This is a genomic window from Gluconobacter wancherniae NBRC 103581 (assembly GCF_007988885.1).
Lineage (GTDB): Bacteria > Pseudomonadota > Alphaproteobacteria > Acetobacterales > Acetobacteraceae > Gluconobacter > Gluconobacter wancherniae.
Genome location: NZ_BJUZ01000001.1, coordinates 1,276,074 through 1,291,227, shown reverse-complemented (window position 1 = coordinate 1,291,227; position 15,154 = coordinate 1,276,074). Strand labels below are relative to the sequence as shown.

Sequence of the window (15,154 nt, the reverse complement as noted above, 5' to 3'; positions counted from 1 at the left end):
CAGGCTCTTTTCGGATCTTGGACAGGTCGTTGCGGAAGATACAGGGATTTATCCCTATCTCTTCCAGTATTAAAAATCAGCAGACCAGATCATCCTGGCGTGTGAAATGTGTTCTCAGCACAGCATAGGCCGTACTGATGGTCTTGAAACGCTCTTCGGCACCCTGATCACCAATGTTGGTGTCTGGATGATGACGGCGGGCAAGGTTTCGATAGCGCGTCTTTACGTCATCGAACGACACTGGCCACGTAAGATCAAGTGTCGCGAGAGGCTGGCGAAGTGGCTCTGGCACCGTTCTGGCACGCTCGGCCTCTGCAGAAGCCTTGCGGTCACGGGCATTCCGGGCCTGCTGGGCTCTGCTGCGACGGGTCGCACCAAGGATATCCAGGGGGTCGAGAATGTCATCTTCGTTAAACTCTGCCTTACCGCCAGCGCTTGCCGTGCCCAGTTTCCATGATGGCCGTTGCCAGGATACGTCTGCACGAAGATGCGCTTCAATCTGTCCTGGCGTCATGCCGCGATAATAGTCCCAGCGGGAGTTGTATTCGCGGACGTGGTCCAGGCAGAACCAGAAGTAGTTGTTCAGTGAGTCGCGGCCTTTGGGCGCGCGATATCCTGCCGGTTCGCTGCAACCGGGGTGGTCACAGCATCTGTCGGGTGCATCAGGATCGGGGTCGAAGGCCCTATGTCTGGTGGATTTACGCTGCATGGTGTCTGATATGGGCAACGAGCCGCATGTGATGCAAGTATACTCTCTTCAGAGCGGAAGATTTTGACATGAACAACAACTCCACCCGCGCCGACCGTATCCGCGAGATTTTGGAGCGTGAACTCGCTCCGACGCATCTCGAAATTCACGATGACAGTGCGCGGCACGCCCATCACGCTTCAGCAAAAGCGCTGGGGCAGGGAGGCGAGACACATTTCAATGTTGCGGTAACAAGTGCTCGTTTCGATGGCCTTGGGCGCATTGCACGTCATCGACTGGTCAACACGCTGCTTGCTCCGGAGTTTGAAAGCGGACTTCATGCTCTTTCGCTGGTTTTGGAAGCTGAGGAGAGCGTATGAAGCGGACGCTGCTTGCTCTGCTGCTGCTTTCCGGCTGCGCGACAAGCGGTTATGGGAATCTTTCCCAGCCGCAGCAGGGCGATGTCCGTCGTGTTCAGGCTTATCTGAATACACTCAAGGGGCTGAAAGCTACCTTCGTGCAGAATGGTCCGGACGATGGGCAAAGTGCTGGGCATTTCGCTTACATCCCGGGTCACCTCCGGCTGGATTATGTCTCTCCGCATCCGATGCAGCTTGTTGCGGGGGAAGGGCACCTGGTGCTGACGGATCAAGGGAGCGGAGCTGTTACCCAGCTTTCACTGAAGCGAAACCCGCTGGGACTGCTATTGCGGTATCCTGTTCGCTTCGATGAAGGGGTGCAGGTGACGGATGTTCGCCATGGGCCGGATTCGGTGCAGGTTTCGGTAGCGCAGGCTGACAATCCCTCACAGGGGCTCCTGACATTACAGTTCTCTGATATCGAGGGGCGGCTGGAGTTGGTTGGGTTGCAGGGCGTTGATGCCCGCCAACACCACTTTGGAGTGAGCCTTTCCGAGATCAGCGAAAATTCTTCCACCGATCCGGATATTTTCAAATTTCCTTCGGAGTAGATCCGAAAAATTGTGACCAGCATTGAAGTAATGCCGAATCGAGGTCCTGCATTGTCAGGCTTGGGTTGAAGCGGCTGATGCTGGTCACACCGAACTCTCTGATGCCGCAGGGCACGATTCCATCGAAATCATCAAGGGCCGGGTCCACGTTTATGGATACGCCATGCCAGCTAACCCAGCGGCTAACGCGAATACCCAGAGCCCCTATCTTCGCTTCAAGGCCACTTTGGGGATCTACTGTCCAGACACCAATGCGGCCTTCTCGTGTGAAAGCCGTGATGCCGAGCTGGGCCAGAGAGGCGATGACCCAGTTTTCAAGAGATTTTACGAAAGCGCGGAGATCTCTTGGTGGGGTTGGGCCATTGGGGTGTGCGAGATCGAGCATGACATATGCGAGGCGCTGCCCTGGACCGTGATAGGTCCACTGTCCGCCACGGCCAGCGTCATATGTAGGATAGCCGTGTGGATTATAGAGATCGTCTGCTTTGGCGGAGGTTCCGGCTGTGAAAACAGGAGGGTGTTCAACCAGCCAGACGATCGGACTGGCGGAGCCTTCCCTGATTTTTCGTGATTTTTCGGCCATGAATTCAAGGGCATCGGGGTAGGGTGTCGGTCTTTCATTTGTTTTCCACAGAATTTCTTCACAAAAATCGCTCACAGCGATTGCCCTCGTTTCAACCATCAGCTATAGCCCCTCCCACCGGACGGTCATGCACTAAGCAGGGTCGTTTGTCACGGGGCGGCCGTGGCGGAATGGTAGACGCGCAAGCTTGAGGTGCTTGTGGGGGCAACCCCGTGGAAGTTCGAGTCTTCTCGGCCGCACCATCCCTCTTCAGAGGTGATGACAAAATCATAAAGAAAATACAGAAACACCCCTCTGGGGAAACATCCAAAAGATGATCTGTTTTTCTTATTTTGCCATTTTATTGCCAGATAGTGGCTTCATGGGTATCTCCTTTGTGTCATCGTTCTTCTGAGCGGACATCTGTCCGTGTCATCCGAGCGACACTCTGGTTGATATGTGAGGTTTCGTGATCAAGCCCCTGAAGAAAGCAGTTCTTCCAGTTGCTGGCCTGGGAACAAGGTTCCTGCCTGCTACCAAGGCTATGCCGAAGGAAATGCTTCCTGTCGTCGATAGACCTCTGATCCAGTATGCTATTGATGAGGCCCGTGAAGCTGGTATCGAAGAGTTCTGCCTCGTTACAGGGCGAGGCAAGGACAGCCTCATTGATTATTTCGATATTGCCTTCGAGCTCGAGACGACGCTGCGTGAGCGCGGAAAGGCGTCTGCACTGGAAGCTCTTCAGCAGAGCAGCATTCAGGCGGGTTCAATGGTTGCAGTCCGTCAGCAGGAACCGCTGGGTCTGGGGCATGCCATATGGTGCGCACGCTCATTCATCGGAAACGATCCTTTCGCAATTCTGCTTCCGGACGATATCGTAAAGAGCGGGCGGAGCTGCATCGCTCAGCTGGTCGATGCCTATAATACGACCGGTGGTAACGTCGTCGCTGTTACGGAAGTACCGCCTGAGCACACCAATCGCTATGGTATTCTGGATGTCGGCAAGGATGATGGAAAGATGGTCGAAGTGAAGGGGTTGGTTGAAAAGCCTGATCCCAAGGATGCTCCATCCAATCTCTCAATTATTGGCCGATACGTCCTCACTGCAGATGTCATGGAGCATCTTGCCAAGCTTGAGCGCGGCGCGGGCAACGAAGTCCAACTGACTGATGCGATGGCCAAGACGATTGGCACCGTTCCCTTCCATGGCCTTCGCTATGAAGGCACGCGTTTCGATTGTGGCGACAAGGCCGGCTTCCTTGAGGCGCAGATTGCTTTCTCCATCGACCGGCCCGATCTAGGGTCTGCTGTAAAAGCGTTCCTCAAGAAATATAACTGATTGGTTTTTATGTCTTTCGAGCATGGCTTTGAGCCAACAAGCCTTCGCGAGTATGATATTCGTGGAGTTGTCGGAAAAACCCTGAGCTCGAAAGACGCTTTTGCGATTGGCCGCACCTTCGCAAGTCTTGTGCTTCGGAGTGGTGGTCGACGCGTTGTGGTGGGCTACGACGGGCGACTGTCTTCTCCAGAACTTGAAGCGGCGCTTGTCAGTGGTGCTGTGCAATCCGGTGCGGAAGTTGTTCGTATTGGCTGTGGTCCAACGCCTATGCTGTACTTCGCGTCTATTGTGACCGCAGCAGATGGTGCGATCATGGTGACGGGTAGCCATAATCCTCCCGAATATAATGGCTTCAAAATGATGCTCGGTGGGAAGCCATTCTATGGCGACCAGATCCGGGAATTAGGCCGTCTTGCCGCTATCGGGGATGTTGTCCCCGAAGCAGTGGGCTCATCTGAGTTAATCGATATTTCAGGTGATTATGTTGATCGTCTGCTGCAGGATTATGATGGTAGCAGGCCTCTGCGCGTAGTGTGGGATAATGGGAATTCTGCAGCAGGGGATGTTTTGTCGCGTCTGGTTTGCAAATTGCCGGGGGAACATACCGTCCTCTTCGGTGAGGTAGATGGTAGTTTTCCGAATCATCATCCTGATCCGACGGTTCCTACAAATCTTGAGGCCCTTATTGCTGAAGTGAAAACCCAAGGGGCTGATCTTGGAATCGCTTTTGATGGCGATGCGGATCGTATCGGGATTGTAGATGACAAGGGACAGATTTTTTGGGGTGACCAGATTCTAATCCTGCTCGCACGGGATGTTCTAAAGTCGCGCCCTGGTGCAACGATTATTGCCGATGTCAAAACCAGCCAAATGGTCTTTGATGAGATCGGACGCGCCGGTGGTATGCCGCTTATGTGGCGTACGGGCCATTCGTTGATCAAAAGCAAAATGGTCGAGACGGGCGCGCCTTTGGCTGGAGAGATGTCAGGTCATATTTTTTTCGCGGACAAATGGTTCGGTTTTGACGATGCGCTTTATGCGGCGATCCGGGTTCTGGGGATTGTGAGCCGCTTGTCGGGCTCGTTATCACAGATGCGAGACGCGTTGCCGCAGATGGTCAATACGCCCGAACTTCGCTTCGATTGTGCAGATACACGCAAATTCGAAGTTATAGAGGAAGTGGCAGGTCGTCTGGAAAAGGTCCGGGCAGATGTTTCAAAGATTGACGGTGTGCGCGTGAACACAGTTGATGGCTGGTGGCTTCTCCGGGCGTCCAACACTCAGGCCGTACTGGTTGCGCGCGCAGAATCCCGGACAGAAGAGGGGCTTGAGCGTCTGAAGTTTGCGCTGGCGAGCCAGCTTCAGGAATCCGGCCTTGCAACGCCTGATTTCTCAGGGGAGAATGCAGGACACTGAACACTCCTCATGGGCGGATACTGGAATGCGTGGATCTTTCTGTTCGTTTCTTGAGCCGGGTCAGTTTGTCGTACATCCCGTTCATCCAGAATGGGGAACGGGGCAGGTCCAGTCCGCCATTGGTGTGCGGGTAACAGTCAATTTCGAGCATCAGGGCAAGGTGATGATTGATGCTTCTCGGGTTGAGCTTCAGATTTTCTCTGGCTGACGAGTGTATCTCCCGCGCCTCAGGCGTTTCTGTGGAAAAATCCTTGATATCGTCCTTCCTCCTGCCTGCGTGGCATGTGGGGCGGAAGTTGCCAGTAACGGAGCTTTCTGTTCCGCCTGCTTTGTAATGGCTCGGCCTGCATCCGGGCCGTCATGTCTTAAGTGCGCAGCAGTTTTTTCATCGGCGTCGATAGGTGGCGCGAATATGGTCTGTGTATCGTGTGAGGCGCGCCCCCCGGTATGGTCTCAGGCACGGGCCGCGTTTGAATATGACGAATGGTCTCGAAAGCTTATTTTGCCGTTGAAATATGCTGACCGTACTGAGAATGCTCGTGTTCTTGCAAAATTCATGATTACTGCGGGGCACGACATTCTTCAGGACGCTGATATCATTGTGCCTGTTCCGCTCCATCGGCGAAAACTATGGTCGCGGCGCTATAATCAGGCTGCGCTTCTTGGGCGCTTGATCGCGAAAAAAAGCGGGAAAGCTTTCGTTCCGGATGCTTTGCAAAGGACGCGCTCTACTCAGCCTTTGGCGCGCCTCTCTCCGAAGGAGCGTCTGGAGCAGGTTGAAGGTGTATTCTGTGTGCGCTCAAGATCTGCCCCGCATATGCGGGGGCGGAATATTGTTCTTGTGGACGATGTGCTGACTACTGGCGTTACAGCTACATACTGTGCAAAGGCTCTCCTTGAAATAGGGGCTTCATCGGTAAATATTCTTGTTGCTGCGAGGGCTGGTAATGCTGATGAAGACGACCATTCTTTCCTGAAGGAGTAAGGGAAACATGAAGAAAATTGAAATCTATACACAGCCCGGTTGCCCTTATTGTGTGCATGCTGTTGCCCTACTGCGTTCTAAAAACATCTCTTTCGAAGAGATCAACGCACCCCATGGGACGCCTGAAAGAACGACTTCCATTGAACGTTCAGGTAGCCGCACTGTCCCTCAGGTGTTCGTGGATGGCGTAGGGCTTGGTGGATGTGATGATATCGTTGCGCTGAACCGCGCCGGCAAGCTTGATGCGTTGCTGGGTGTGGTCTGAATGCGTGCGCGAAGTCTCTTACCTGGGTTGTTTCTGATATTCGTCGGGTTGTTCATGCATGCACCCGCATGGAGCGAGACACCGATGCAGGCATCGGCAGTCAACCCGGAGGAGGGGCTCTGGCTCACCGAAGACAAGGATGGGATTTTTCTGATCCAGCCTTGCGGCAATATGCTGTGTGGGCAGCTTGTTGGAATGAGCTATGATGGAGCCGTACCTGTGGATGTCTGGGGGCGCTCGCAGTGCCGCCTTCAGATGCTTACGGATTTCACGCCTGCGGAAGATCAAAAGTGGCACGGCCACATCCTTGATCCGCGCTCCGGCCGTGTTTATCAGGCGCGTATATGGTCACCGGAACCCGAAGTGTTGAAGCTCCGCGGTTTTGTTCTCGGGATGCCTCTGTTTGGGGAAACCCAGACCTGGCGCCGATACCACGGTGCACCGATAGGTGCGAACTGCAAGATGCCGCCTTCGCTGTGATGTGACCAGACGGGCAGCAAAGGTCCGTTGCCCGACGGGCTGTGCGTCTCTAAACATTGTCACAGCCTTGCGCTGTTCAAGAACCGAAAGAAAAGCAGAATTACCATGTCCCAGCCCGTCACTCGCCGAGATTTCACTTTCGGTCTCGCCGCAGGTGCAGCCATTGCAGGTGCGGGCAGCATCTCTGTTTCAGCCGCGTATGCTGATGATGTTTCCGTGCCGACACCTCCGCCACTGCCACAGCCTGTTTCCAAAACCATCTGTTTCGTGGGTGGCTATACGAAGCATGCGCCTCCGGGTGGTGCAGGAAACGGGCAAGGGATTTCTGTATTCGAAATGGAGCGTGATACCGGTACCCTGACGCCGATCACCACATTTACGGACATTGCCAGCCCCTCCTTTATCACGCTTTCAAAAGATCATCGTTTTCTATACGCCCTGAGCGAGATTGATGATTTCAACAAGGACGGTGATGGATCGGTTACGGCATTTGCGGTGGACCCAAAGACAGGTTCATTGCGCAAACTGAATGTCGTGAGTTCCGGCGGTGCGGTGCCAGCGCATCTGAGCGTCCATCATTCAGGGCGCTATGTTCTGGTGGCGAATTATATGGGTGGCTGCGTTGCCGTTCTTCCAATCCATGCGGATGGGTCGCTGGGAGAGGCAACAGACGTTGTCCATAATACGGGGCCTCGTCAGCCGGAGCGTGCGGCTGATAATCCCCAAGGTAATTTTGCCGTATCCGATCACTCCGGCTCTCACCCGCATATGATTCATTCGGACCCAAGTGGGCGGTATGTGCTGGCCGATGATGCAGGTCTGGATAGGGTCTATGTGTGGACGCTCAACCTGCAGACAGGGAAGCTGGTTCCTGCCAAAACGCCATATTACGATATGGAGCCGGGTTGTGCCCCGCGGCATTTTCAGTTCAATCACTCTGGTCGCATCTTGTATAATCTGTGCGAGCAGAACTCAAAGATTGTCGTATCGAACTTTGACCCGGACACGGGCGCGATCAATAATATTCAGACAGTCAGTACGGTTACTTCTCATTTCCGAGGCTCCACACTTGCTGCCGAAATCCTGATTTCCGCGAGTGGGAAGTTTGTCTACGCGTCCAATCGTCTTGGTGATTCTCTGGCCGTGTTCGCAATTGGATCGGATGGAACTCTGACACTTCAGGATGAAGTATGGATGCACGCTGATTACGGACGTGCCATGATGTTTGATCCTTCGGGCACCTTCCTGTTCTGTGCCAATCAACGTTCAGATGCCGTGACGTCCTTCAAGGTCAATAAATCTGACGGGCAGCTTGCTTTTACAAGCAATTTTACCCCTGTGGGGAGCCCTACGACTTTTGCGTTTATGAATACGGAAGTCTGATTTCAAATAAAAAAGGCGCTTCCTGAGGGGCGCCTTTTTTCATGTGTCTTAGTTAGTCCTTAATCGCGGGTGAAGATCGCGATATAGTTGATGCCGGTGTCGCGTGTTTCGCGCCATTTCGGCGGAATGAAGCTCATTCCTGCGATGTCCGTCATGCGCAGCCCAGCGTTTCTGCCCATCTGGGCGAGTTCGGCTGGCTTGATGAATTTTTTCCAGTCATGTGTGCCGACGGGAAGCATTCTCAAGATGTATTCCGCACCTAGCTTGGCCATGACGAAGGAGCGGGGTGTCCGGTTCATTGTAGAAACGGCGACCATTCCGCCGGGCCTTGTCAGTTCGGCCAGCATCTTCAGAAATGCCTGTGGGTCGTTAACGTGTTCAATCACTTCCAATGCATTGACGACGTCATAACGGGCGCCCTCATTGACCAGATCTTCCGCGCTGCCAGCGCGATAAGAAAGTGTGGCAGCCCCGACGGGTAGCGGGTGCTGCTCAAGATGAGCTTTTGCGGCCCTAATGGCTTCTACGCTCGCATCGATACCCTGCGTTTCAAATCCGAGCTTTGCATATGCCTCGCTCGCGAGACCCGCACCGCAACCAATATCGAGGAGGGAGAGTGGGCCCGGGTTGGCCTGGGCGAGAGGGAGAGTGTGGCGTTGTACCCATTCAGTCCGGAGCGGGTTCATGGCATGCAGCGGGCGCATGGCTCCCTTCGGATTCCACCAGTCTTTGGCCAGAGCACTGAAATGGGCGATCTCTGTTGCAGAGACCGATGAGTGGCCTTCAGAGGTGGTGGATGCGCTTTCCGGGGACATGGACACTTTCCTTAGCTTTGCATCCGCGCACTGCGCCTTGGCTGGACGCGAACGGACGAGACGAGTATGTGGACCGGGCAGGGACTGTTCCCATCATCCCTGACCTGGTCTGTATTCCGTGTCATGCCGGATGCCAGACCTGAGCGATTAACGCCAGACACGTACCGGAGCCCCGCCCGAGATGTCCATGCCTGATACACCCGGTCACGACCAGATCAGAGGTCATGAGAGCCTTTCCGCAGCCATAATGGCAGGAAAAACGGGCGGCAAAACCATTGTCATGAAATTTGGTGGAACGTCTGTAGGCGATCTGGAACGTATCCGCGCGGTTGCTAAGCGTGTGAAGGTTGAACATGATCGCGGGCGAAGAGTTGCCGTGGTCGTATCTGCAATGGCGGGTGTTACCAACAGAATGGTCGGTTACTGCCGTGACCTTGATCCTCTGGCGGATCCCCGTGAATACGATGCTGTTGTTGCTGCTGGTGAGCAGGTCACGAGTGGACTGGTGGCCATTGCGCTTCAGGCTCTGGGTGTGAAGGCACGCTCCTGGCAGGGATGGCAGATCCCGCTCGTAACTGATGATGCTCACGGCAAGGCAGCGATCGAGGGTATCGATGGCAGTACGCTGCTCGCGTGTCTGGACGAGGGTGTTATTCCTGTTATTGCCGGGTTTCAGGGTGTCGGCCCTGATGGTCGGATTGCAACGCTGGGGCGGGGTGGATCCGATACGTCTGCGGTGGCGATTGCTGCTTCGATCAACGCGGATCAGTGCGATATCTATACCGATGTCGATGGAATTTATACGACGGACCCGCGTATCGTAAAACGTGCCCGGCGGCTGGATCGCATTACCTATGAGGAAATGCTCGAACTGGCCTCTGTTGGTGCCAAGGTTTTGCAGACGCGAAGCGTCGGCCTTGCGATGCGTGAAAATGTACGGGTTCGTGTGTTGTCGTCGTTCTCCGATACCAATGACGAGAGCGGCACGATTGTAGTGGATGAGGACGAGATCGTGGAGAAGGAACTGGTTGCGGGTATCGCCAACTCGCATGACGAAGCGAAGATATCCGTACGTGCGATTCCAGACCGCCCGGGTATTGCTGCGGCGATCTTTGGTCCGCTTGCTGTGGCGAACATCAACGTGGACATGATTGTGCAGAGCACTGGCGCAGATCAGATGACGAACATGACGTTTACGGTTAGCAAGGGCGATGAGGCTGCGGCATGTGCTGTGCTGGAGAAAGCACGGGCGGACGTACAGTATGGCGAGCTCCAGACGTCGCATAATGTTGTCAAAATAAGTGTTGTTGGCATCGGTATGCGTTCGAACTCAGGATTGGCGGCCACCATGTTCCGCACACTTGCGGAGCGCGGTATCAACGTTCAGGTCATTTCCACGAGCGAAATCAAGATTTCCGTGCTTATTGATGCGGAATATACAGAACTGGCCATGCGCGCCCTGCACACGGCCTATAATCTCGATATCCAAGAGGAACAGCGCTCGTGAGCGATACGATGGACGCACGTGCAACGCTTGACCGGTTGTGGAAGCCTGGCTGCGATTTTCTGGGCAGCAAGGTTGCGATCCTTGGCGGTGCAATGTCGTGGGTCAGCGAGCGCAATCTCGTTTCTGCGATTTCCAATGCTGGCGGATTTGGTGTCATCGCGTGTGGTGCGATGTCCCCGGAGCGGCTGGAAGAGGAGATTGTAGCCACACAGGCACTGACCCAGTGCCCATTTGGCGTCAATCTCATCACGATGCACCCTCAGCTCGATGCGCTGGTGGATGTTTGTCTGGCGCATAATGTCACGCACATCGTGCTGGCAGGTGGCGTCCCGACGGGCGCCACGATCCGTAAAATCCGGGACGGCGGTGCGCGCGTTATCGGTTTTGCGCCTGCACTGGCGCTGGGTAAGCGTCTGGTGAAAATGGGCATTGAAGCGCTTGTCATCGAAGGTTCAGAAGCAGGTGGTCATGTCGGACCAGTGTCGCTGAATGTACTCGCGCAGGAAATCCTGCCTTTCATCCGTGATGTTCCCGTTTTTGTGGCGGGTGGTCTCGGGCGCGGGGATGCGATCCTGTCCTATCTTGAGCAGGGTGCAGCCGGTGCCCAGCTTGGGACGCTCTTTGCGGCCTCCACGGAGAGCATTGCTCACGAAAACTTCAAAAAGGCGTTCATGCGCGCCAATGCACGTGATGCTGTGACATCCGTGCAGCTTGACGAGCAGTTTCCCGTCATTCCGGTCCGTGGTCTGTCAAATGAGGGAAGCCGTCGCTTCCTCAAGCATCAGGCTGCAACATTGCAGAAGTTCCAGAACGGTGATCTTGACAAGGAGGCAGCCCAGCTCGAGATCGAACATTTCTGGGCTGGTGCGCTGCGCCGTGCAGTCATTGAAGGCAATGTCGATGATGGCTCTGTCATGGCGGGCCAGTCTGTAGGTATGGTCAAGGAAATCCGCCCTGTGGCGGAGATTATTTCCACTCTCGTCGATCAGGCTGTTGAGGCTCTTGAACGACGTGAAGCCCGCATCCACACTCCGGCCTGACAACGGATTGTTCATATGTCGCCAGTTTCCTCCGACCGCACGAAAGCCTACCGCCCGGATCAGCCCACTGTAGGGCAGACCCTTCGTGCGCGCCGTGAGGAACTGGGATGGCAGATCGATGCCGTCGCGGAGTGGCTTCGGATACGCCCGAGGCTACTGATCGCGCTGGAGGCTGATGACGTCAAAGCGCTTCCAGGGGTTGCTTACGCCGTGGGGTTTCTGCGGACATATGCACACTCCATGCAGCTTGATGCAGAGGAACTCGTTGCGCGTTTCAACCGGGAGACGCGTGGTGGGACAACCCGCAAGACCGATCTCGTATTTCCTCAGCCGGAAGATGATCGCAGCATCCCCGTAGGACTGCTGGTCGGTGCTGGTCTGATTGTGGTCGTGGCGGCGTATGCAGGCTGGTATCGGTTTGCAGCACATGATGTGCCGGCTGAACGCAAAGTACCTGCGGTATCGGAGTTGATGTCCGGAGCTGCGTCTCTCACGACTACCTCTCCGCAGGTGGCCTCAGTGATGCCTGGGCGGGCACCTGCTCCCCAGCACGATGTGGCTCCGGTACAAAACCCGGCTGCAGATACCCCGCCGGTTTCTTCAAACACTGCCGTGCCTGTGCAGGCTCAGGCTGGCACCACCGTTGTTCAGCCTGAAGTGCCGCAATCCCAGGCACTGCCTCACGCCGACGTTCCCGCCGTGGCCGATACGGATCATCCTAGCACGCCAAGCGAGTTGCCTGCTCCGGCTTCCGGTGTTCCGCCTTCTATCCCCGATGGTGCCGTGGTTGTCCGCGCTTTGTCCTCCGTCTGGACGCAGATCAAAGACCATGATGGCCACGTTCTCGTCGGGCGGACGCTCAATCCTGGCGAAAGCTGGCAGGGAGATGCGTCTGGTGCACCTTATGTCATGTCATTCGGGAATGCGGGCGGCGTCGTTCTGAGTGCGGGCGGCATCACAAGTGAGCCCTTGGGCAAGCAGGGTGCTGTTCGCCGGAATGTCACGGTTACGGCAGACGCTATCCGTAGTGGCGCATTTGGAACGGGCGTTCCGCTGCCTGTGCAGCCACAGCCTCAGCTTGCGTCAGACCCGGCATCTGGTCCGGCGCCGGATGGTTCGCCGCCTTCAGAGCAGGCGGTCACAGTGCCGTCGTTCCATCGAAGGCCTTCTGTAAAGCCGCCAGTTTTGCCAAAGCCAGAAGTGTCGGCAGACGATCTGAATGCACGGCAACTGGATCAATCGTCTCCTTCGCATTAAACAGGGGCCCATCAGCCCGTCACCCCCATGTCCCGCTTTCAACGGGCACGAAGAGGTACATCATGAGCAGCTACCGTCCCTATCAGCACATCGAGCGCCGTAAGTCGCGCCAGATCCATGTCGGCAAGGTCGCGGTCGGTGGCGATGCGCCGATTTCGGTGCAGACGATGACCAACACGCTCACGTCTGACGCACAGGCAACGATCGAGCAGATCCGTCGTGCCGAACTGGCTGGCGTAGACATCGTGCGCGTGTCCTGCCCTGATGAAGCCAGTACTGCAGCACTCGCAGAGATCGTACATGAAGTGAATGTGCCCATCGTGGCCGATATTCATTTTCACTATAAGCGCGCGATCGAAGCCGCCAAGGCTGGTGCAGCATGTCTGCGTATCAATCCTGGCAATATCGGTAGCCCGGAGCGCGTGCGTGAAGTTGTGAACGCTGCACGTGATTATGGATGTTCAATTCGTATCGGCGTGAATGCGGGCTCCCTTGAGCGTCATCTTCTTGAAAAATACGGCGAACCTAACCCGGAAGCGCTGGTCGAGAGTGCGCTCGAACATGCCAAGATTCTTCAGGATCATGATTTCCACGAATTCAAGATCAGTGTGAAGGCTTCTGACGTTTTCATGGCCGTTGCGGCTTACCAGCAGCTTGCAGATTGCTGTGACCACCCGCTCCATATCGGTATCACGGAAGCTGGCTCCAAGCGTGCGGGTACGGTGAAGTCTTCGATTGGTTTGGGTAATCTGCTTTGGGCGGGTGTGGGCGATACCATGCGGGTTTCGCTTTCGGCTGTTCCGGAAGAAGAAGTGCTTGTGGGGTGGGATATCCTCAAGTCACTGGGGCTACGTCATCGCGGTGTGAAGATCATTTCCTGCCCGTCTTGTGCTCGTCAGGGCTTCAACGTTGTTGAAACGGTCCAGACTCTTGAGGATCGTCTGCAGCACATCAAGACGCCGCTGACACTCTCAATCATTGGCTGCGTGGTGAATGGACCAGGCGAAGCGCTGATGACTGATCTCGGCGTAACCGGCGGTGGGCAGGGACGTCACATGGTTTATTCTGCGGGCAAGCAGGACCATACAATGCCAGATCGTGACATGATCGAGCACATTGTTGAATTGGTGGAAAACAAGGTTGCCGCCATTCAGGCAGGCGAGGTCGAGGCGACCACGGCTAAGCAGATGGACCCTGCAAGCTGATGGCAGGACTTCAACCCCCGCGTGGTACTCATGATCTGATTGCTGATACCATGCGCCGTCATCGCCATGTGGTGGAGACGGCTGCACGGGTGACCGGCACCTACGGATTCGAGGAATGGGCCACGCCCATTTTTGAGGACACGCGCGTTTTCTCCCGGACACTGGGAGAAACTTCTGATGTTGTGTCCAAAGAAATGTACACATTCGAGGACCGTGGCGGTGAAAGCATCACCCTGCGCCCTGAGGGTACTGCCGCGATCTGCCGTGCGCTTGTAACCAACGGCCTGACACAGACACTGCCCCAGAAGGTTTTTTATCAGGGGCCGATGTTCCGTTATGAGCGCCCGCAAAAAGGGCGTTTTCGTCAGTTCCATCAGATTGGTGCAGAGCTGATTGGTGCAGAAGGCCCGCTGCGGGATGCGGAAATCATTGCGATGGCACAGAATGTGCTTGAGGCTCTGGGTCTTGGCGATGATGTGGTCCTTGAACTGAACACGCTTGGCGATCTTGCGAGCCGTGCGGCATGGCGCGAGGCATTGGTTGCGTATTTCCGTGACCATGCGGAAGCTCTATCGGAAGAAAGTCGTGCGCGTCTGGAGAGCAATCCTTTGCGGATTCTGGATAGCAAGTCCGAACAGGATCGTAGACTGCTCGATGCTGCTCCAGAGTTCGGTAATTTTCTGAACGAAGATTCACGTCGTTTTTGGGATGAACTCCGCCATTACCTGACGGCATTTGGTGTAAAATTCGTAGAAAATCCACGGATCGTTCGCGGGTTGGACTATTATAGCCACACTGCTTTTGAGTTCGTTACAACGAAGCTTGGCGCGCAGGGTACTGTGCTCGCCGGGGGGCGTTATGAAGGTCTGATCGAGCAGATGGGTGGGCCTGCTATTCCAGCCATAGGGTGGGCTGGTGGCATTGAGCGTCTTGCTCTTCTGCTTGATGCTCCTCCAGAGCTACCTCCGGGGATTGCTGTTGTTCCGATGGGAGATAGTGCACTGCTTCAGGCAGCTCCGATTGTGCAGAGTCTGCGCGCTGCAGGTTTTCGAGCCGAGATCGAGACGCGTGGGAATGTCAAAAAGCGGATGGAGCGTGTAGTTAAATCAGGCGCGTCCCACGCCGTCGTTCTGGGCGATGACGAGCTTGCGCGGGGCGTTGTGCAGTTGCGTGATCTTTCTGCACGAGAGCAGCGTGAAGTAGCAATTCCGGAGCTTGTTCAGGCTTTGGGCGAGCGCTGAT

General features: G+C 55.5%; 17 protein-coding genes and 1 tRNA gene. 15 read left to right on the top strand and 3 right to left on the bottom strand.

What is annotated here, in order from left to right; all coding sequences use genetic code 11:
* Window positions 1–76: 76 nt before the first annotated feature.
* On the bottom strand, window positions 77–709 hold the full coding sequence (locus tag GWA01_RS06055; RefSeq protein ID WP_146794943.1) for a J domain-containing protein: 633 nt from the start codon (window positions 707–709) through the stop codon (window positions 77–79).
* 68 nt (window positions 710–777) lie between these two features.
* Between GWA01_RS06055 and GWA01_RS06050 the strand changes: the two genes are divergently transcribed.
* On the top strand, window positions 778–1,068 hold the full coding sequence (locus tag GWA01_RS06050; protein WP_146794940.1) for a BolA family protein: 291 nt from the start codon (window positions 778–780) through the stop codon (window positions 1,066–1,068).
* Window positions 1,065–1,658 (top strand): LolA family protein, encoded by a 594-nt coding sequence (locus GWA01_RS06045; protein WP_146794937.1) that lies wholly within the window; start codon window positions 1,065–1,067, stop codon window positions 1,656–1,658. Before GWA01_RS06050 ends, GWA01_RS06045 begins: the two co-directional genes overlap by 4 nt.
* On the opposite strand, the gene lipB is transcribed toward GWA01_RS06045, so the two are convergent.
* The gene (gene lipB, locus GWA01_RS06040) at window positions 1,639–2,340 is read right to left on the bottom strand and encodes a lipoyl(octanoyl) transferase LipB (protein ID WP_186819473.1); all 702 of its coding nucleotides are present in this window, start codon (window positions 2,338–2,340) and stop codon (window positions 1,639–1,641) included. The genes GWA01_RS06045 and lipB overlap by 20 nt on opposite strands.
* Window positions 2,341–2,397: 57 nt before the next feature.
* Here lipB and GWA01_RS06035 point away from each other — a divergent pair.
* From GWA01_RS06035 to GWA01_RS06000, 8 genes are all read left to right on the top strand, one after another.
* Window positions 2,398–2,483: transfer RNA gene (locus GWA01_RS06035), tRNA-Leu, on the top strand.
* A gap of 206 nt (window positions 2,484–2,689) precedes the next feature.
* On the top strand, window positions 2,690–3,559 hold the full coding sequence (gene galU / locus GWA01_RS06030) for a UTP--glucose-1-phosphate uridylyltransferase GalU (RefSeq protein ID WP_146794934.1): 870 nt from the start codon (window positions 2,690–2,692) through the stop codon (window positions 3,557–3,559).
* A 9-nt stretch (window positions 3,560–3,568) separates the two neighbouring features.
* Window positions 3,569–4,975 (top strand): phosphoglucomutase/phosphomannomutase PgmG, encoded by a 1,407-nt coding sequence (gene pgmG, locus GWA01_RS06025; RefSeq protein ID WP_146794931.1) that lies wholly within the window; start codon window positions 3,569–3,571, stop codon window positions 4,973–4,975.
* Between the two features lie 25 nt (window positions 4,976–5,000).
* Window positions 5,001–5,183 (top strand): DUF3553 domain-containing protein, encoded by a 183-nt coding sequence (locus GWA01_RS06020; RefSeq protein WP_146794928.1) that lies wholly within the window; start codon window positions 5,001–5,003, stop codon window positions 5,181–5,183.
* Window positions 5,184–5,186: 3 nt separating this feature from the next.
* Window positions 5,187–5,960 (top strand): ComF family protein, encoded by a 774-nt coding sequence (locus GWA01_RS06015; RefSeq protein WP_264818590.1) that lies wholly within the window; start codon window positions 5,187–5,189, stop codon window positions 5,958–5,960.
* Between the two features lie 7 nt (window positions 5,961–5,967).
* Window positions 5,968–6,225, top strand: coding sequence for a glutaredoxin 3 (gene grxC, locus GWA01_RS06010; protein ID WP_146794925.1), 258 nt, complete (start codon window positions 5,968–5,970; stop codon window positions 6,223–6,225).
* Window positions 6,226–6,279: 54 nt separating this feature from the next.
* Window positions 6,280–6,705 (top strand): DUF2147 domain-containing protein, encoded by a 426-nt coding sequence (locus tag GWA01_RS06005; RefSeq protein ID WP_228118379.1) that lies wholly within the window; start codon window positions 6,280–6,282, stop codon window positions 6,703–6,705.
* A gap of 105 nt (window positions 6,706–6,810) precedes the next feature.
* The gene (locus GWA01_RS06000; protein WP_146794921.1) at window positions 6,811–8,088 is read left to right on the top strand and encodes a lactonase family protein; all 1,278 of its coding nucleotides are present in this window, start codon (window positions 6,811–6,813) and stop codon (window positions 8,086–8,088) included.
* Between the two features lie 59 nt (window positions 8,089–8,147).
* Here the strand turns inward: GWA01_RS06000 and ubiG are convergent, their stop codons facing one another.
* Entirely contained in the window at window positions 8,148–8,903 is a 756-nt protein-coding gene (ubiG, locus tag GWA01_RS05995) for a bifunctional 2-polyprenyl-6-hydroxyphenol methylase/3-demethylubiquinol 3-O-methyltransferase UbiG (protein WP_146794919.1), read from the bottom strand.
* Window positions 8,904–9,084: 181 nt separating this feature from the next.
* On the opposite strand from ubiG, the gene GWA01_RS05990 reads away from it, so the two are divergent.
* From GWA01_RS05990 to hisS, 5 genes are all read left to right on the top strand, one after another.
* Window positions 9,085–10,410, top strand: a complete 1,326-nt coding sequence (locus GWA01_RS05990) for an aspartate kinase (RefSeq protein ID WP_146794917.1) — start codon at window positions 9,085–9,087, stop codon at window positions 10,408–10,410.
* 8 nt (window positions 10,411–10,418) lie between these two features.
* Window positions 10,419–11,450, top strand: coding sequence for an NAD(P)H-dependent flavin oxidoreductase (locus tag GWA01_RS05985; RefSeq protein ID WP_146795593.1), 1,032 nt, complete (start codon window positions 10,419–10,421; stop codon window positions 11,448–11,450).
* Between the two features lie 15 nt (window positions 11,451–11,465).
* A complete protein-coding gene (locus tag GWA01_RS05980; protein WP_146794915.1) occupies window positions 11,466–12,707 on the top strand; it encodes a helix-turn-helix domain-containing protein in 1,242 nt (413 codons plus the stop codon).
* Between the two features lie 62 nt (window positions 12,708–12,769).
* Window positions 12,770–13,912: a flavodoxin-dependent (E)-4-hydroxy-3-methylbut-2-enyl-diphosphate synthase gene (gene ispG, locus GWA01_RS05975; protein ID WP_146794913.1), complete on the top strand. Its 1,143-nt coding sequence runs from the start codon at window positions 12,770–12,772 to the stop codon at window positions 13,910–13,912.
* Complete coding sequence (hisS, locus tag GWA01_RS05970) at window positions 13,912–15,153, top strand: histidine--tRNA ligase (RefSeq protein WP_146794912.1); 1,242 nt, start codon at window positions 13,912–13,914, stop codon at window positions 15,151–15,153. Before ispG ends, hisS begins: the two co-directional genes overlap by 1 nt.
* Window position 15,154: the final 1 nt, after the last annotated feature.